The organism is Parabacteroides sp. TM07-1AC (assembly GCF_003480915.1).
GTDB classification, from domain to species: Bacteria; Bacteroidota; Bacteroidia; order Bacteroidales; family Tannerellaceae; genus Parabacteroides; species Parabacteroides chongii.
The window spans coordinates 682,145-701,194 of record NZ_QUKD01000002.1 but is presented as its reverse complement, the minus strand read 5'-3'; the positions used below and the strand labels follow the sequence as shown (position 1 = coordinate 701,194).

Below are 19,050 nucleotides of genomic sequence, written 5' to 3'. Positions count from 1 at the left end.
TCACATGAAAAACAAACTGAAAAGTATCGTTTTACTGGCTGTTGTCTCTTTGAACGGCCTGGTTGCACAGACGTATGAGTATCCGTTCCGGAATCCGGATCTTCCATTGGATGAACGTGTGCAGGATATTATTTCCCGTCTTACTCTGGAAGAAAAAGTTCAGTTGATGAAACATGCCGCTCCGGCAGTTCCCCGTTTAGGCATACCGGCTTATAACTGGTGGAATGAAGCACTTCACGGTGTAGCTCGTACACAAGAAAAGGTGACTGTTTTCCCGCAGGCGATCGGTATGGCTGCCACCTTCGACACGGAAGCTTTGCAACTGATGGGGGATATGACCTCATCGGAAGGCCGTGCCCTCTTTAACGAAGATTTGAAAGCAGGAAAGACCGGTAGTATTTACCGCGGACTGACCTATTGGACACCGAATATCAATATCTTCCGTGATCCTCGTTGGGGACGTGGGCAGGAGTGTTACGGCGAAGACCCTTATCTGACAGGTAAGATGGGATCGGCTATTGTCCGTGGCCTGGAAGGTAGTGATTCTCATTATCTGAAAGCAGTAGCCTGTGCCAAGCATTATGCCGTACATAGCGGACCGGAAGGCAATCGTCACTCGTATGATGCGCATGTTTCTTTATATGATTTATGGGATACGTATCTACCGGCTTTCCGTGAGTTGGTGACTAAGGCGAAAGTGCATGGTGTGATGTGTGCCTACAATCGCTTGGAGGGGCAACCCTGTTGTGGACATAATGAGTTGTTGCAGGATATTCTGCGCAATCAGTGGAAGTTTGATGGGTATGTGACATCCGATTGCTGGGCGGTAAGTGACTTTGCGAAGTATCACAAAACACATAGCAATGATACGGAAGCAGTAGCAGATGCAGTTTTGGCTGGTACCGACTTGGAGTGTGGTGATTTGTATCAGAAGTTGCAACAGGGAGTAGAGCGCGGTATTATCTCGGAGAAAGAAATCAATGTTTCTTTGGCTCGTTTGTTTGAAATCCAGTTTAAGTTGGGTATGTATGATCCGGCTGACCGTGTACCATATTCTACAATTGGTCGTGAAGTGATCGAGTGTGATGCGCATAAAGCTCATGCTTATAAAATGGCACAGGAGTCGATGGTCTTGTTGAAGAACCATAAGAATATACTTCCTTTAAACCCGAAGAAGATCAAACGTATTGCTTTAATCGGTCCGAATATGGATAATGGCAGCACGCTGTTAGCCAACTATTTCGGTGTTCCGAGCGAAATCATCACTCCGTATAAGAGTTTGAAGAAACGTTTTGGTAATACGATTCAGATCGATACGCTGACAGGTGTCGGTATCGTTCAGAAACTGGAAGGTGCTCCCTCTTTTGCCCAGGTGGCTGCCCAGGCTAAGAAAGCAGACATTATCATCTTCGTTGGCGGTATCAGCGCCGACTATGAAGGAGAGGCCGGTGATGCCGGAGCTGCCGGTTACGGTGGTTTTGCCAGCGGTGACCGTACCACAATGAAGTTGCCAGCTGTGCAGACAGAATTGATGAAAGAGTTGAAGAAGACAGGCCGTCCGTTGATTCTGGTTAATATGTCCGGTTCCGTTATGAGTTTCGACTGGGAGAGCCGCAATGCGGATGCTATCCTTCAGGCCTGGTATGGGGGACAAGCTGCCGGTGATGCTATCACCGATGTCCTTTTCGGCGACTATAATCCGGCTGGCCGTATGCCGTTGACTACCTATATGAATGATGAAGATCTTCCGGATTTCGAAGATTATTCGATGGCGAACCGTACGTATCGTTATTTTAAAGGCGATGTCCGTTATCCGTTCGGTTATGGCTTGAGCTATACTACATTTGCTTATCAGCCGTTGTCGAATGCTTCCGTTGTAAAAACCGGCGAAAGCATCAAGGTGACGACAACAGTGACCAATATCGGCAAACGGGATGGTGATGAAGTCGTTCAGTTATATGTCTCTCATCCTCAGAACGGAAATACGCGTGTCCCGCTACGTGCCTTGAAAGGCTTCAAACGTATTCATCTGAATAAAGGCGAAAGTCAGACAGTTACTTTTACGCTTTCTCCGGAAGAGTTGGCATTGGTAGATGACAAAGGCAATTTGGTGCAGAAAGCCGGAGAGGTGGAATTGTATATCGGTGGTGGCCAGCCGTATAAGTCGGAAGGTAGTTTTGGTAATTTAAAAATGGAGGGAGAACCGTATGTTGTATACTAAATATTTTTTATTAGTGTGTTTTATTCTGTTTGCCGCTCATGCAGGGGCAAACAGAATAGACACTGTTTATGTTTCGGATTTTGGCGTACAGCCCAATACCTATGAGAATGCTGTAACAGGTTTGCAGGAAGCCATAAAAGCCTGTAAACAAACAGGTGCAAAGGTATTGAGTTTTCCGAAAGGACGCTATGATATCTGGCCGGAAGGAGCTATTCGTGCCGAATATTTCATCTCTAATACATCGACGGAAGAGGAATGTCCTTCAAAAGTAAAAACGATAGGATTGCTTTTTAAGGACATGGAAAATCTGATTATTGAGGGGAATGGTTCCATGTTGATGTATCATGGGAAAATGATTACAATGGTACTGGATCATTGTAAGAATATTCAGATACGGAATATCAGTACGAACTTTCAGCGTCCGACTGCATCTGAGATTCAATATACCCGGGCTACTACGGGAGAGACTGTCGTTACTTTACATCCGGATTCATGGTATGAGATAGTGGACGGTTATATTAATCTGTTTGGTGAAGGATGGAAGTCGAATCGTATCCATTGCAATGAATATGATGTGGAAAAGAAAACATCTGTTTATACGAATGGCTGGAATGTCTTATCCAAATCAAAGGCTAAAGAACTATCCCATGGAGTTGTCAGTTTCTCAACTCCTTCTGATTTTCATCCCAAAGAAGGAAATATATTAACAGCCCGTGATGTGATTCGCGACCAGGTCGGAATGTTCATTCTGGAGAGCAGCGATATCGTTTTGCAGCATGTGAATATGCATTATATGCATGGTTTAGGTATCGTTAGTCAGTTTGTGAATAATATAACCATGGATCATGTGAATTGTGTTCCTCCGGATGGCAGTGGCAGAATCCTTGCGGCATCTGCCGATATGATGCATTTCTCCGGATGTAGCGGAAAGATAAACATTTCGGACTGCCGTTATGAGGGAGCGCATGACGATCCGATCAATATACATGGAACCAATTTGAGGATCATGGAAAAGCTGGATGCCAATACGTTGAAACTTCGTTTTATGCATGGGCAGAGTTACGGTTTCAACGCTTTTCATGAAGGAGACGAGGTTGCTTTTGTCAGGGCTAAACGTATGGAACGTTATCAGCGTTCCAGCGTGTCGGAAGTGAAAAGGATTTCGGACAGAGAGGTTCTGTTGCGTTTGGACAAACCGGTTCCGGCCGATATGGAATTGGGATTGGATTGTATAGAAAACATGACCTGTACACCGGAGGTCGAGATACGTAACTGTTACTTTACGCGTACTTGTACACGGGGATTATTGATCACGACTCCTCGTAAAGCTGTTATTGAAAATAATATTTTTGAAAAGACAGGAATGAGTGCCATCCTGATAGAGGGAGATGCGGAAGGCTGGTTTGAGTCGGGACCTGTCTGTGACATTTTGATCCGGAAAAATACTTTTATAGATTGTGCTTATCAGGGAGGTCCTGGTAATGCCGTTATTGCACTGAACCCGTCGAATACACTGATTGATCCGGACCGGCCTGTTCATAAAAACGTGCGTATAGAAGAAAATGAATTTCGGGTGTTTGATTATCCGGTTCTTTATGCCAAAAGTACGCAGGGGCTGGTGTTTAAGAATAATACGATCATCCGGACACATGATTTACAGCCGAAATCCTCCAACAAACAGGCGTTTTTCCTGAATGGTTGCAGTAAGGTGGTTATCGAAGGAACTACCTGGGAGGGAGACGTTTTATCTTCCGGTTTACATCTGGAAAATATGAAAAGGAAACATGTGAAGTTTTCTAAAGATATAACACTTGAGAAATGAGAAGAAAGAATAATTTGTTGATGATGTTGGGGCTATCTGCATTGAGTCTGTTTTTATTCTCATGCAATGATCAAAATAGTCCTGAACAACAATCGGAGGCGATTATCCGGAAACATACGGTTCGTTTTACCGAACCTCCGAAACGGATTCCTAACCGTAATTCGGTAGATGCGCCTTTGCTGGGGAATGGCTTTACTGGTGTCGCACTGGCGGGGCCTCCCGAAGCACAGACCTTTTACGTAGCCAGAAACGATTTCTGGCGGTTGAAGTCGGCTTTAGATGAATCCTATCCCTTGGTACTGGGCAAAATAGAGTTGTCGATACCGGCTTTGGAAGGAGCTTCTTATCTGGTGGAACAACAGTTATATGATGCTACTACGACTGCCCGGTTTACAAAAGATAATCAGTCTGTATCCTATAAAACATATGTGTCGGCTACTGAAGATTTGTTGGTTGTCGAACTGGAAATGGATGGAGAAGGCAGTATAGAAGGTCATGTAAACCTGTCTTTGCCCGGAGAGAAAGAAATCATAAATAAACCGCCATTGGAACGAGTCTTTCCTGATGAACGGGAAGTCGGTATAACCAAAGAAGGCGTTCTCTATCTATGGCGGGCTTTTGAAGATTCTGTCGATATTCCAACCAAAGCGGCTATGGCTTTGCGTATGGATCAGTCTTCGGATGGAAGTTTTGTCCTGGAGCCGGGCAAACCGGTGCGCATGGTCTGTGCTTTTTCAAGTAATTTTAAAAGCAATGACTGTGTATCGGATGTTATCGGGCGTGCTTCCGACTGTTCTTCTTCCCATCTGAAAGAAGTAGAAAAGCATCATCAGGAATGGTGGAAAGATTATTGGCAGAAGTCTTTTGTCAGTATCCCCGATTCGGTAATAGAAAAGCAATATTATCTGTCTCTTTACGGAACAGCTTCTTGCAGTCGTGATAAGGATTTTCCTCCTTCTATCTTCGGTACCTGGATTACCCGGGAACGTCCGAACTGGAACGGTGATTATCATTTGAATTATAATCATATGGCTCCCTATTACGGTTTATACTCTTCCAACCGTATCGAACAGGCCGATCCCTATTATATGCCGATGCTGGCTTTGATATCCCGCGGAAATTATTATTCTGAAAAAGTAACCGGTATTCCTGACGGTATCTTGTTACCTGTAGGTGCTGGTCCTCTAGGTATCGAAACAACTCGTCGTTCTCCTTTTATGGATACCTATTTTAAAGGTTGGTTCGAAGAAAAGCTGGTGGAGGATGAGGGTTTCTTTATGGGGCAGAAAAGCAATTCGGCGTATGCGGTTGTCAATATGTCCATGCAGTTTTATCGTACCTGGGATAAGGCATATACCCGGAAGGTCTATCCGTTCGTAAAGGGAGTTGCTGCTTTCTGGGAAAAGTATTTAACGCTTGAAGGAGACCGTTATGTTATTTATAATGATGCTATCCATGAAGGTACGGTTGGAACAATGAATCCGATCCTGTCTTTGGGACTGGTACGGATGGTTATGCAAACCGTATCCGACATGAGCATTTTTCTGGGAGTCGATGATGACAAACGAGAGCAATGGGCATTTATCACCAACCATATATTTGGTTATCCGTTGCAGGAACGAAATGGTAAAACAGTCTTTCGCTATACGGAAAAAGGAACGGATTGGTGGGATGGTAATACGTTGGGTATCCAGCATATTTATCCGGCAGGTCAGATCGGCTTAAACAGTGATCCGGAAATGTTGAAGATTGCACATAATACAGTCGACGAAATGCAGCGTTGGCTGGATTTCAACGGAAGTAACAGCTTCTTTCCGGCAGCAGTGCGGATAGGTTATGATCCGGACAGTATTCTAGTTCATCTGAATGCCTACTCCCGTCATACTTATCCGAACGGATTTCAGTTGGATAATCCGCATGGCATAGAGAACTGGAGTACGGTTCCCAACACGATCAACGAGATGCTTTGTATGGGGCATCAGGACATTGTCCGCGTTTTTCCGGTTTGGCCACGTGAAAAAGACGCTTCATTCCATCAGATCAGGGTGGAGGGGGCTTTTCTGGTTTCCGGTGAATTGAAAAATGGTGAGGTTGCTTCCCTCGCCATATTCAGTGAACAAGGGAGACCTTTGAGTTTATTGAATCCCTGGAAGCATAAGAAAGTCCGGATGAAAGTTTGGCAATCAGACCGGTTACTGGAAGAAAAAGAGTTGGAAGGCGAAATATTTCATATGGAAACCTTACCAGGTGCAAGTTATTCGTTTATAGTTAGTAATTGATTGAGATTTTTTTTAGTCTTGCAGGTGTACTGTTTATTTTAATATCTGTTTTAAAACGGTCCCTGCAAGCCTTATCTTTTTATCTATTTCTGATAGGTATATTGTTTATTTGGTTATTTTTGCGAAACAGAGGGATACGAGATTAACAAAAGAATAACCTCATTTAATGAAGAAACTATACAAACATGATCATTAATGAAAGAACATTCAAAGATGCATATAATGACTATTTTGAAATTATATGCCGCTTCCTGAATTACTATACCCGCGATTATCAGGTAATAGAGGAGGTGGTTCAGGATGTTTTTGTCTGTTTGTGGGAGGATTACGAAGGTAAAGAAATACAATACATCAAGACTTTTTTATATAACAGTGCCCGTAACCGGATGCTGAATTATTTGCGTGATGAAGATAATCACGCTGTTTTATTAGAGAAATGGGCCCGTATCGAATTAGAAAAGAACGAATCGGTCGATTGTGTAGACCGTGAGTTGTTTTATCAATTACTGCAGGCTGCCGTCGAGTCTTTACCTGAAAAATGTCGGGAGATATTTATCCTGAGCCGGGAAGAACAATTAAGTTACAAAGAAATAGCACAAGTAAAAGAGATTTCCGTAAAAACTGTCGAGAACCAAATGGGGATTGCCTTAAAAAAGATACGTGAATATATTGCATCCCATTCGGACGAAGCGATGACGCTTGTATTATTATCTCTTCTTAATAAATGAAACCAAACATCCATAAGGGGATTTCGTTTTTATAGGCATATTCTATGTCATCTTTCACCACATATCCCTCGGTTGCATTTTTTATCTGTACCTGTTTTTTGTTTCGCCCACCAACTTCGAATGTACGTCCGTCAATTTCAAAATCGCTTATAGGGGATGATGTGACGAAGTGCCTTACACGCATCCAGGCGAAAAAGACGGTTTCACGAATATTACCAATATCTGGTGTCATGTCGGACAACATGTAGGCGATGTCTGAATTATTAAGATAGACTTTATCTATCTTTTCCAATAATTTCAGGCCATTGGCCTTTTCGCGAAGCAGATTTATGAGTCCGGCTTTTTCCAGATAGAGCAGATAGTCGGGCAGTGTGTTCCGACTGATTTCAAGGTCACGTTCCAATTTGGTGTAGTTAGGCTTGAATGGAACGCTTTGGGCAAGTGCATAAAGTAATTTTTTCAACTTAAAAGCCGATGCAACATTCATTTCTGCAAACTGAGGAATGTCTGTTTCCACCATAAGTTTCACGACACTGCTTAATCGCAGACGATACTCTGTCTCTGTGAAAAAAGGGTAATAACCCGCTTGCAGATAACTTTTAAAAAGTTTAAGAGGACGTTCTTTTTCATAAGGGAACAGTACTTTCCCGGCTAATATATCGGATAAGGAATAGGCAGGTAACTGCCATCCTTGAGTCAGATTAATGTATTCTCTGAAAGAGAGGCCGGGCAGGTTGTACTCCACTTTCCTTCGACTTAAATCGGCACCGCCTTTTTCCAAATCAAGAATGGACGACCCTGTGTAGACGACATGCAGACCGGGTATTTGGTCGTAGATGTTTTTTATCTCTGTCGACCATCCTTTGTATTTATGTATTTCATCTATGAAAAGTTTTTTCCCACCTTGTGTATAGAACAGGTAGGCTAAATCGAAAAGCCGATGATTGGTAAAATAAAAGTCATCAGCGGTAACATAAAGCACTTCTTCAGGATTCTCGTACTTTTTGATGTGTTGAAGTAATAACGTAGTCTTGCCTACACCTCTTGAACCGACAATGGCTATCAATCTGCTATCCCAGGCAATTTTTTCATGCAGGAAGCGGATGAAATCGGTAGAAGTCAGTTCTAATTGGAGACGAAAATTTCTGTATAAGTTTTGCATATTAGCTATCATTTAGGCTTTTATTCGCTACAAAGATAATAAATTGCATGATGCATTGTGCAGTTTTTGTGAAAAATCGCACGGTGTATCGTGCAGTTTTTGCTGATTATTACCTGCAGAAAGGTACAGTAAAAAATATTTCAAATTCCTTTGGGGGTATTAGGGGGCATTATGTGTCAACTAATAAAAGAAACGGAATATGAACGAACGACAAATACCATATGAACTACTAGCCAAGTATTTATCCCGGCAATGCATACAGGCAGAATTGGAAGAGGTAAATCGTTGGTTGAACGAAGATGCCGAACATCCTCTTCTGCTGGAAAAGCTGAAGCTGCAATGGGAAGCAGTTCAGGTGGATGCCTCTGCCTTTGTGATACCGGATAAAGCAGCGGTATGGAATAAGGTACAGGCACGTATTCGTGATAAAGTGAAGCAGGTTCCATTGTATTCCCGTTCATTATTGATACGTGTGTCGTCAATAGCTGCTGTTATTGCGTTGGTTCTAGGCTTTTCACTCTCTTTTTTATTGAATGGTCAGAAAGAATCCTGGCAGGCTTCTCAGTTCGAAAATGTGGTTATGGCACCTCCCGGACAGAAAACTCAGCTTGTTCTTCCTGATGGTACGCTGGTCTGGCTGAATTCCGGATCGCGTTTGTCTTATAACTATCAGTATAGTACACAAGATCGTATTGTCAATCTGGAAGGAGAGGCTTTCTTTGATGTTCAAAAAGATACGCAATATCCTTTTATAGTCAAGACCGGTGCCGTTGATGTAAAAGTACATGGTACGGCATTTAATGTCAGTGCATATGCCGACGATGAGGATATTATGGTAGCATTGCTTCGAGGAAAAGTAAGTTTGCTATCGGCCAAAGATCAGCAGTTGCTGACTTATTTATCGCCGGATCAGGAAGCTACTGTTTCTAAAAGTAGTTTGTTGTGTCATGTTGAGACGTGCGATGCGGAAATAGAGGCTAGCTGGCACCACAATCTTTTAAAGTTTGATGGTGCATCTGCAGAAGAAGTATGGAAGAAATTGGAACGTTGGTATGGAGTGGATATAACATTATCCAATGTGGATGCTTCCAGGGCTTATTGGTTTACTATTAAGACAGAGTCATTGACGGAATTATTGGAGATGATCAATAAGATTACCCCAATAGAGTATAAATTAGACGGGAAGGAGGTGACGATCAGATATAAATAGAGATGCTTTTTGTCTAACGTATAATGCCTTATGCGTAAAAGGCACAGAGACCCCTAATCTCCATGCCTTTTGAAGTATATATACTTATTCGGTTGTTATGCCTTTGGCAGGCATAACAAATAATTGATATACAATGGCAAAGATATAACAAATTTATAATCTTAAAGCTATTACACATGTTTAAAATAAACTGGAAATTATTACCAGTGCTTGTTGCATTCGGAGCAGTAAATAGCGTCTATGCACAGGCCGAAAAACTAGATTTATCGGTAACGAATAAATCATTAAAACAATTTATTACTCAGGTAGAGAAAGAGACGGATTATACTTTTATGCTGGATCAGACTGTCGATCAGAATCAGAAAATCACAGTAAAAGGTCAGCAGGAAAGTTTGGAAACGATTTTAACAAAAGCCTTTGCAGGAAAACCTGTTACTTTCGAAATTGTTGGCAAACAGATTATTTTGAAATTGCCACGCACCACACAAAGCGGTCAGACAAAGAAAATTACTGGTACAATCAAGGATGAGAACGGTGAAGCTGTTATCGGAGCAAATGTCTCGGTAAAGGGTACAACGACTGGAACGATTACGGATATAGATGGCAATTTTAGCCTGGAAGCACAGCAGGGGGCTACTCTACTCATTTCTTATATTGGATATGAAACGCAGGAAATAACTGTAGGAAGTCAATCGGTTTATAGTATAAGATTGTCGGAAGATAGTCAGGCTTTGGATGAAGTAGTCGTAATTGGTTATGGTACGCAGAATAGACAGGCGATTACAGGATCTATTACTAAAGCCGATATTGATACATATCGTGATGTCCCGACTAATAACATTATGGAAACGATTAAAGGTTCGGTTCCGGGATTGAATGTAGGCGGTGTGAATAAAGCGGGTAATGTTGCCGGATTCAGCATTCGAGGTCAAAATTCAACCCGTGATGGCGGTAATAATCCATTGATAGTATTGGATGGTGCTATTTATGACGGGTCATTAGCTGATATACCATCAGAAGATATTGAAAATTTTACTGTATTGAAAGATGCCAGTGCAGCAGCTGTTTATGGTAGCCGTTCTGCTAATGGGGTTATTTTGATTCAGACAAAACGAGGTAGAAGCAAGTCTTCGAAACCGGAATTTAATGTAAATTTATCATATGGTATAAGTAACGAACTGAAACGCTTGAAGGTATATGATGCCCCTGGCTATTTACAACATATCTTAGATGTACGTCAAGCCAATGGTTTGGATGCAGATCCAGCGAAGATAGACCTTTATCTTCAGGCAGAAGAGTCGAAAAACTATAATGCAACACCAGACCATCAACCTACTTTTTCGGATCCTTATGAACTGTTTCGTCAGAATGCTTATAATTTGAAGGCAAATGTAAGTGTTTCTAATAGCTCGGAATTTGCAAGTTATTATATCTCTGCAGCAATGACAGATCAGAAAGGAGTTGTGCTGAATGACCGCTATAAGAATTTCTCAGGCCGTGTCAATATTGATAGTAATTTGACAAGCTGGTTGAAAGTAGGGGTAAAAACCAATTATAGTATTCGTGATTATTCAGGAAGTACTCCGTCTATGGAGAAAGCTGCCCAGTTTAGCCCTTATGCTTCTTTGTATGATGAAGAAGGACGTTATTTACAGTTTCCTCAAACAACAACATCTTTCCAAAGTCCGTTTTGGAGTATGAGGACGGATGATACGGAGAAATACAATATTTTGGGAGCTATTCTGAATGGTAAGATAACCGTACCTTGGGTGAAAGGCCTGACATACGAGATGGTTTATTCAAATACTTTGCGTTGGTCTCAGAAAAATTACTTTTATGATGAATATACAACCGAAGGACAGGGCAAAAACGGTAAGGGGGAACGAAAGAACGAAAACAACTACAGCATGTTGTTGGACAATATGATTAAATATAACAATACATTTAATCAAAAACATAATGTGGATGTGACTCTACTGTACTCAAGAGAACGTCGTACTTGGGATGATATGACTTCTTATGCAGAGAATTTTGATAATACTGTTTTGGGTGACAATAAACTGGAAGATGGCAAAAAGCAGACAGTAAATACGGGGGCTGGTGAAAGTGGTGCAATTGCTTGGATGGCTCGTGGTACTTATACTTTCGACGGTCGTTATTCTTTGACCGGAACTGTGCGTCGGGATGGTTGTTCTGCCTTTAGTATCAATCGGAAATGGGCCACTTTTGCTTCCGGAGGCTTGAATTGGAATATCACTAATGAATCTTTTATGAAGGATGTTAAGGCTATTGATAATCTGGCATTGCGCGTTTCTTATGGTTCAAATGGTAACCAATCTATTGATTCATACAGTACATTGGCTAAAGTGGGCACTAATAAATATATCTTTGCAGGCGACCCGTCTTATTCAATTACACAAGGAATTTCATCTTTTGCATTGAATGATTTGGGATGGGAAAAGACGACAGGAGCTAACTTCGGAGTAGATTTTTCTGTATTGAATAACCGTCTTTCCGGTTCTGTAGATGCTTATTTTACCAATACGACAGATTTGCTTTTTAGTCTTGCATTGCCATCCGTTTCCGGTAAAACTTCTATTTTATCTAATTTAGGTAAAATTAAAAACAAAGGGGTTGAAATCGGTTTACATTCGGTTAATATAGAGACAAAAGATTTTTCATGGACTTCTGATTTTGCTTTCTCTTTAAACCGTAATAAAGTAGCTACTATTTATGGTGAAGATAACGATGGAGATGGAAAAGAAGATGATTTGATCAGCTCCGGATATTTTATTGGAAAAACATTAGGCACAATCTATAACTATAAAGTGAATGGTATGTGGCAGCAAAGTGATGTCGACAACGGCACGATTATGGAAGGAATGCGTCCTGGTGATTATAAATTGGAAGATGTGGATGGCGACGGGAAGATTAGTTCGGATAAGGACCGTCAATTCTTGGGTACTTCAAAAGAAAACTTCCGTTGGAGTTTGACGAATACATTGTCATACAAAGATTTTTCTTTGATGGTATATATTAATTCTATCTGGGGTGGAAATGGATATTTCCTTTCCGGCAACAATACTCCTTATACTGATGAGTATGTGAATAGCGCAGCACATAATAGAACTGTCTATGATTACTGGACTCCGGAGAATACGAATGCAAAGTATCCACGTCCTGATTATCAAGCGAATGCAAGGTATAAAGGAACAAAATACGTAGATCGTAGTTTTATTAAATTGCAAAAGATTGCTTTAAGTTATGATTTATCAAGATTGGTGAAACCGTATGGATTTAATAATATGCGTTTATCTTTGAGTGCAGATAACTTATTTACGTTTGCTCCTCATTGGGATGGTTTAGATCCGGAAACAGATTCTGGTTTGAAGATTACGGCATTCCCATCTATTCGTACATATCAAATGACTTTAATGTTTAACTTTTAATCTATTGGAAAATGAAACTGATAAGAAATTTATTTATAGGATTGATTTTAGCAGGATCGATGACTTCGTGTAACGACCTGTTGAATGAAACACCAAAAGACTTTTTGACTCCGGAGAATTCTTATACGGATAGAAAAGGCTTTGAGGCTGCTTTGGCTAACCTTTATTTGAACATAAGGAATGATTTTTATGCAAATACAGATAGTTGGCAGAATTATGATTTGATGGGTGTGGATGTTGATTTGAACGGTCCGCGTTCTGCGACAGACGTATATCCCGAATATTTTTACTGGAATACGCTAAATGCAGATAATGGATTTGCTAAAAAATGGTGGCAGCGGCTGTATGGTTATATTTATAGCTGTAATGTTATTATAGATCGGAGCGAAAGTTCTATTGTAAAGTGGAATTCGGAAGAGGAAAAGAATGCAATAGTAGGGGAAGCTAAGTTTTTGCGTGCTTTTGCATATCGTTTTTTGGGTAATATGTGGGGACAGGCTCCTATTGTTCTCGAAGAAACAACTTCACCTCAATTTAACTATAAGAGTGCCAGTCAGGAAGAAATCTATCAGCAATGTAAGGATGATTTGTTGTTTGCTATCCAATGGATGCGAGATATTGACGACCAGAAAGGTGGAATGGCTTCAAATGTAGCTGCCAGACATTTGTTGTCTGAAATTCTTATTTGCATGAAAGATTATAATGGTGCAATAGAACAGGCAACGGCTGTAATCAACAATCCGGCTATGTCATTGATGACAGAACGATTTGGGAAACTTAAAGATTTTACTTTTGAAGGATATGATTACCAAGGAGAAAAAGAAGCATGGGGAGATGTCTTTTGGGATTTGTTCAGAGAAGGAAACTTTAATAGAATCGATGGAAATAAGGAGTGTATCTGGAATGTGCAGTTTGATGTGGATTTGGAAGGAGGCGGAAACGTGGGTGCTTCCGGTGGTAATTTTGTTATGGAGCGTTGGATTGGTACCATGTGGTGGAATTTGAAAGATGCGGATGGAAACTCAAACTGGTTGAAAGATATTTTGAGTGGTCGTCCGGTAGACCAGATTTCTATAACTGATTATGCCGCCAATCAGATATGGCAGTATAAAGATGATTGGGATCGTGATATGCGTAACTCAAAGTATAATATGAAACGTGAGTATTACTGGACAAACCCGAATGGCCGTTTTTATGGACAGAAAATGTCGGAAGAAACGTTGGGGAATAAAGAAGAATTGTTCCGTATCACTCAGCCTACTTTTATGAAAGTCGTTACGGCACAACATCATGGTCAGTTCAAAGATTCTCAAAGTGGAGAAACGCATGACAATGGTCGTACTTATAAAGATTGGTATATTATGCGTTTGGCTGAAACGTATCTTTTGCGTGCGGAAGCTTATATGAATGCAGGTGATTTGAATGCGGCAGCCGCTGATATTAATGTTATCCGGAATCGTGCAAAAGCAACTCCGGTTACAGCATCTGACGTGAACATAGATTTGATCCTGGATGAAAGGGCACGTGAACTTTACATGGAAGATTATCGTTTGAATACGTTGATGCGGTTGAATAAACTAACTGAGTATTTGATGAAATATAATCCGAAAGTTATTCAGGCTGGATATAAATTGGATGATCATTTGAATAAGTTACCTGTTCCTAATTCTGAAATTGAAGCGAATAAGGAAGGTGGATTAGTTCAAAATCCGGGTTATAATTGATGTTAAATGCCTCTATTCTCTTTCATGTAAGAGGATAGAGGTTTTATTGTTAAAGATAAAAGGATGAAAAAGACAATTAGTTTATTATTTTGTGCCCTGTTACAGCCTCTGCTGCTTAGTGCACAAACTCTGTTACCCCTGGTAAGCCCTTCGGAAACATTGAATGCTAAAATTCAAGTAGATGGAACATCTGTCCGGATTGGTCTGTATGAAAAAGGAGACCAGGTTGTAGACGTGAAAACTCTTCAACTTAATCTGGAAGAAAATACCTTAGCTGGCAACTGGCTGGTAACCAACCAGAAAAGAAACGAAGTCAATCAAACCTGGAAACCTGTCTATGGCGAACGCTCACTTATCACCGACCGCTATAACGAACTCAAACTGACGCTCCGCTCCGATGCAAATCAAAAAGAGATGACGTTGGAAGTCCGTCTGTACGACGAAGGACTGGCTTTCCGTTATGCCTTCGATAAACTGGATTTTTGGAATCAGACTTTGCTGAACGAGAAAACACAATTCCTATTCAAAGAAGACTGTAAGACTTGGGTAACCGGTATGGCACAGGGTGCTTATTCGGAAAAGAGGTTGAGCACGTTGAGCGGTGCTGCCGACCGCCCCCAAGTCATTCAAGTAAACGACCATCGCTTTGTGGCGATCGGTGAAGCCGCTTTGGTCGATTATTCCCGCATGAAACTGGAAAAGAGTGAAACCGGTTTTGGCGTACAATCTGTACTATCAGGAAAGGTGAACCTGGATTTGGCTGATTACCAATCACCCTGGCGTTATGTTATGGTTGCCGAACATCCGGGAAAATTGGTGGAACATAATTATTTCGTTCTTAATCTGAATGAACCCAATCAAATAGCGAATACGAGCTGGATCAAACCCGGACAAGTGCTTCGTGAAGTCACGTTGACTACGGCTGGCAGTTTGGCTTGTATCGATTTTGCTGCAGAAAACAATATTGCTTACGTGCTGTTTGATGCCGGTTGGTATGGTGCGGAAGAAGATATGAAATCGGATGCAACGACAGTTACTATCGATCCGGCTCGCTCGAAAGGACCGCTCGATTTGCCGAAAGTGATAGAATATGCCAATTCTAAAGGCGTAGGTATATTAGTATATGTAAATAAAAAAGCCCTGCATCAGCAATTGGATGAAATACTTCCTTTGTATAAGATATGGGGCATTAAAGGTGTAAAATACGGTTTTGTAAATGTCGGTGATCAATATGCTACTGCCTGGTTGCATCAGGCAGTCCGCAAAGCGGCCAAATATGAATTGATGGTTGATATCCATGACGAATATCGTCCGACGGGCTATTCACGCACGTACCCGAATTTGCTTACTCAGGAAGGTATTCGCGGTGATGAAGAAGGACCTTCTTTGGATCAAGCTATTTACACGTTATATAACCGTATGATTTGTGGAGCAGGAGATTATACTAATTGTTATTTTGCCGAAAGAGTAACGGCAAAGATGGGAGGACGTGCCGCCCAGTTAGCCAAATTGGTGGCTATTTACAGTCCCTGGCAATTTGTCTATTGGTACGATCGTCCGGAGAAATCTCCGAGAAAAGCCGGTGGAGCCGGTTCTGCCGAATCGGTGATAAAGACGGATGTAGCAACCCGTTTTTATAATTCCATTCCGACAGTGTGGGACGATACGCGGTTTATGGATGGGAAGATGGGAGATTATGCCGTTGTGGCTCGTCGTTCCGGTTCCGATTGGTATGTCAGTGTATTGAACGCAGGAGAGAAGAAACAGGTATCTGTCCCGCTGGATTTTTTGAAAGATGTGACAACCTATAATGCAACTCTTTATTATCAGGCTCCGGGAAAGAAAAAGGATGTAGTAAGCATTAAAACGATGAAACTACAACCGTCGTTGACGCTCGATGTAGAGGCCAACAGCGGATGTGTATTACATATTACCCGTTGAAAAAATGGTTGGCTTATAAAATAAGTAAGCAATAATAATCCACCAAATAGGCAGCTATTTGCTATTTTTCATAGCAATAGCTGCTTTTATCTTTGTAATCTGAAATAAACTATTCATACCATGAAAGAAATATTTTATTTGAATAAAATACCCGCCTTCATTATCGCTGGTAAGTGCGTTATTCTTACTCTGCTATTCTTTTCAATGTCAGGCATAGCAAGCCGTGCGGAGGAGGTGAAATCTCCTGTGGATCATGTTCGTCCCCAGATTGACAGCCATAAATCACGCTGGTTTTATTTTGCGTCGGCCAGTCGTCCTTATGGGATGGTCAGTTTGAGTCCGGACACGTGGGTGAAAGGGAGTTGGAATTCGGGTTATTTATATGATTCGACCGAAGTGAGATGTTTCAGCCATATTCATTGCTGGCAGATTTCCGGTATTCCGGTCATGCCGACAACGGGTGAGGTGACAGGCCACAAAGGAATGGAGACATATAAATCGGGATTTTCACATGATACGGAAATAGTTAAACCCGGTTATCATCAGATTACGCTTGATAAATATGGAATAAAGGCAGAGCTGACATCTACCTCCAGGGTAGGTATGCACCGCTATACATTTCCTCAAAAGGAAATGGCCAATGTCCTGTTTGATGTCGGTGCATTCTTAGGACATGGGGCTATGGAGAAAGCTGCCATCCGTAAGGTTTCCTCCAAAGAGATTGCAGGATATGCCGTTATGGCTCCTACCAGTCGAAGGAAGAAAACATGTACGGTGTATTTTGTAGCTCAATTCAACCGTTCCATCCATGAGTTTGGTGGTTGGGAGAAGGTCGGTGACGAAAAAGAACTGACAAAGAAACAAGCCCTAGAGGGAAAGGAGGTTGGCGGTTATGTCAGATTTAAACCCTTGGGTGATGCGCCTTTATTAATGAAAGTCGCTTTATCGTATGTGGATGAAGAACAGGCACGCCTGAATCTGAATACCGAACTGAAACATTGGGATTTCGATCGTGTTGTCGGGGACTCCTATGCTGAATGGAACGGAGAGTTAAGCAAGCTAACAGTGGAAGGCGGAACCGAGCAGGAGCGGATTAAATTTTATACAGACTTATGGCATGCATTGTTAGGTCGTCATACTTATTCAGATGTGAATGGGAAATATACGGATAACACGGGGGATACTCCGCTTGTATGCCAGGTACCACTGAAAAACGGTGTCCCAACGTATACTGTCTATAACTCCGATGCATTATGGGGTACAGAATTTAATTTGAATATCTTATGGTCGATGGCTTATCCTAAGATTATGAGCGAGTTTGTATCTACGATGGTCGGATATTATCCTACAGGAGGTTTGATTGCCCGTGGACCCAGTGGCGGGAATTATACCTATGTGATGGTGGGCGATCAGGCAATACCTCTGATAGCTTCCGCCTATAATAAAGGCATACATGATTTTGACTTGAATGCCGCCTTGGAAGGTAGTATCAAGAATGCTGAACCGGGAGGCATACGTGATCATGCAGGTTATGAAACGGAAGTGAATGAGTATATGAAATATTATACGGAGAAAGGTTTCGTGCCGGAAGGCATCGAGGGAAAAGGCGGACATCGGGAAGGCTGTGCCATGACGCTTTTCTTTGCTTATCAGGATTGGTGTTTGGCTCAATTTGCCAAAGGGCTGGGAATCGATTCTGTGTATAACAAATATAACAACCGTTCGTTTAATTACCGGTATATGTTTGATCCCGGACAGGGATGGATGCGTCCCCGGATGAAGAACGGAGATTGGTTAAAAGATTTCGCACCTGTGGGGAAAGGTTTCAATATGCCGGGTTTTGTAGAAAGTAATGCAGCTATCTTTACTTATTATGTCCCTCATAATATTCCGGATTTGATTTATCTGATAGGAGGAAAAGACTCCTTTGTCCATAAATTAAACCGTCAGTTTGAACTGGCTGCCCCGAATAATTTTATAACTCCTCACGGACATCACGCACAGAATTGGGTAGATTATGAAAACCAGCCTTCTTTGCATATGGCACATCTGTTCAGCCATGCCGGTGCTCCCTGGTTGACTCAATACTGGGTTCGGAGAATAAAAAAAGATGTATTTGGGGATATAACGCCTTACGGAGGTTATAACGGTGACGAGGATCAGGGACAGATGGGAGCTCTGGGAGTTCTGATGGCGATCGGGTTGTTTGATGTGCAAGGTGGAGCCTCTGTGGATCCCCACTATGAAATAACCTCTCCGATCTTTGACCGTATAACGATTCAGCTGGATGAACGTTATTATCCGGGAAAGAAGTTTGTTATTGAAGTAAAGAATAATTCGGCAAAGAATGTCTATATCCAATCCGCACGTTTGAACGGTAATCCATTGAATACGTATTATTTCCCTCATACCGAATTTGCCAAGGGGGGAGTACTTGAAATAGAACTGGGTCCTGAGCCCAACAAGCAATGGGGGATAGAATAGTGTACGGTTATCTTATTGTTCAGTAAATAT

10 protein-coding genes are annotated in these 19,050 nt (G+C 41.7%); 9 read left to right on the top strand and 1 reads right to left on the bottom strand.

All coding sequences use genetic code 11. From position 1 onward, the window contains the following. Positions 1-4 precede the first annotated feature (4 nt). The 4 genes from DXD68_RS07405 (at position 5) to DXD68_RS07390 (ending at position 7,050) form a co-directional block, all read left to right on the top strand. Complete coding sequence (locus DXD68_RS07405) at positions 5-2,221, top strand: glycoside hydrolase family 3 C-terminal domain-containing protein (RefSeq protein ID WP_122360980.1); 2,217 nt, start codon at positions 5-7, stop codon at positions 2,219-2,221. After that, a complete protein-coding gene (locus tag DXD68_RS07400; RefSeq protein ID WP_122360979.1) occupies positions 2,208-4,043 on the top strand; it encodes a right-handed parallel beta-helix repeat-containing protein in 1,836 nt (611 codons plus the stop codon). Before DXD68_RS07405 ends, DXD68_RS07400 begins: the two co-directional genes overlap by 14 nt. Further along, positions 4,040-6,322 (top strand): glycosyl hydrolase family 95 catalytic domain-containing protein, encoded by a 2,283-nt coding sequence (locus DXD68_RS07395; RefSeq protein ID WP_122360978.1) that lies wholly within the window; start codon positions 4,040-4,042, stop codon positions 6,320-6,322. The genes DXD68_RS07400 and DXD68_RS07395 overlap by 4 nt, the downstream gene beginning before the upstream one ends. A gap of 185 nt (positions 6,323-6,507) precedes the next feature. After that, positions 6,508-7,050, top strand: a complete 543-nt coding sequence (locus DXD68_RS07390) for an RNA polymerase sigma-70 factor (protein WP_122360977.1) — start codon at positions 6,508-6,510, stop codon at positions 7,048-7,050. Here the strand turns inward: DXD68_RS07390 and DXD68_RS07385 are convergent. After that, on the bottom strand, positions 7,040-8,212 hold the full coding sequence (locus DXD68_RS07385) for an ATP-binding protein (RefSeq protein WP_122361107.1): 1,173 nt from the start codon (positions 8,210-8,212) through the stop codon (positions 7,040-7,042). The two genes, DXD68_RS07390 and DXD68_RS07385, sit on opposite strands and share 11 nt — an antisense overlap. A gap of 199 nt (positions 8,213-8,411) precedes the next feature. On the opposite strand from DXD68_RS07385, the gene DXD68_RS07380 reads away from it, so the two are divergent. The 5 genes from DXD68_RS07380 to DXD68_RS07360 all read left to right on the top strand — a co-directional run bounded on the left by DXD68_RS07380 (position 8,412) and on the right by DXD68_RS07360 (position 19,020). Beyond that, positions 8,412-9,422: a FecR family protein gene (locus DXD68_RS07380; protein ID WP_122360976.1), complete on the top strand. Its 1,011-nt coding sequence runs from the start codon at positions 8,412-8,414 to the stop codon at positions 9,420-9,422. 176 nt (positions 9,423-9,598) lie between these two features. Next, positions 9,599-12,871, top strand: coding sequence for a TonB-dependent receptor (locus DXD68_RS07375; RefSeq protein ID WP_122360975.1), 3,273 nt, complete (start codon positions 9,599-9,601; stop codon positions 12,869-12,871). Positions 12,872-12,882: 11 nt separating this feature from the next. Next, entirely contained in the window at positions 12,883-14,595 is a 1,713-nt protein-coding gene (locus DXD68_RS07370) for a RagB/SusD family nutrient uptake outer membrane protein (RefSeq protein ID WP_122360974.1), read from the top strand. Positions 14,596-14,658: 63 nt separating this feature from the next. Beyond that, complete coding sequence (locus tag DXD68_RS07365) at positions 14,659-16,536, top strand: glycoside hydrolase family 97 protein (RefSeq protein WP_122360973.1); 1,878 nt, start codon at positions 14,659-14,661, stop codon at positions 16,534-16,536. Between the two features lie 120 nt (positions 16,537-16,656). Further along, on the top strand, positions 16,657-19,020 hold the full coding sequence (locus DXD68_RS07360; RefSeq protein ID WP_233577031.1) for a GH92 family glycosyl hydrolase: 2,364 nt from the start codon (positions 16,657-16,659) through the stop codon (positions 19,018-19,020). The last annotated feature ends 30 nt before the right edge of the window (positions 19,021-19,050 follow it).

Bases quoted from the DNA above. Each gene is read 5' to 3' on its own strand.
- DXD68_RS07405 (WP_122360980.1), top strand. From the start codon at position 5: ATGAAAAACAAACTGAAAAGTATCGTTTTACTGGCTGTTGTCTCTTTG.
- DXD68_RS07395 (WP_122360978.1), top strand. From the start codon at position 4,040: ATGAGAAGAAAGAATAATTTGTTGATGATGTTGGGGCTATCTGCATTG.
- DXD68_RS07360 (WP_233577031.1), top strand. From the start codon at position 16,657: ATGAAAGAAATATTTTATTTGAATAAAATACCCGCCTTCATTATCGCT.
- DXD68_RS07380 (WP_122360976.1), top strand. From the start codon at position 8,412: ATGAACGAACGACAAATACCATATGAACTACTAGCCAAGTATTTATCC.
- DXD68_RS07390 (WP_122360977.1), top strand. From the start codon at position 6,508: ATGATCATTAATGAAAGAACATTCAAAGATGCATATAATGACTATTTT.
- DXD68_RS07370 (WP_122360974.1), top strand. From the start codon at position 12,883: ATGAAACTGATAAGAAATTTATTTATAGGATTGATTTTAGCAGGATCG.
- DXD68_RS07375 (WP_122360975.1), top strand. From the start codon at position 9,599: ATGTTTAAAATAAACTGGAAATTATTACCAGTGCTTGTTGCATTCGGA.
- DXD68_RS07385 (WP_122361107.1), bottom strand. From the start codon at position 8,212: ATGCAAAACTTATACAGAAATTTTCGTCTCCAATTAGAACTGACTTCT.
- DXD68_RS07365 (WP_122360973.1), top strand. From the start codon at position 14,659: ATGAAAAAGACAATTAGTTTATTATTTTGTGCCCTGTTACAGCCTCTG.
- DXD68_RS07400 (WP_122360979.1), top strand. From the start codon at position 2,208: ATGTTGTATACTAAATATTTTTTATTAGTGTGTTTTATTCTGTTTGCC.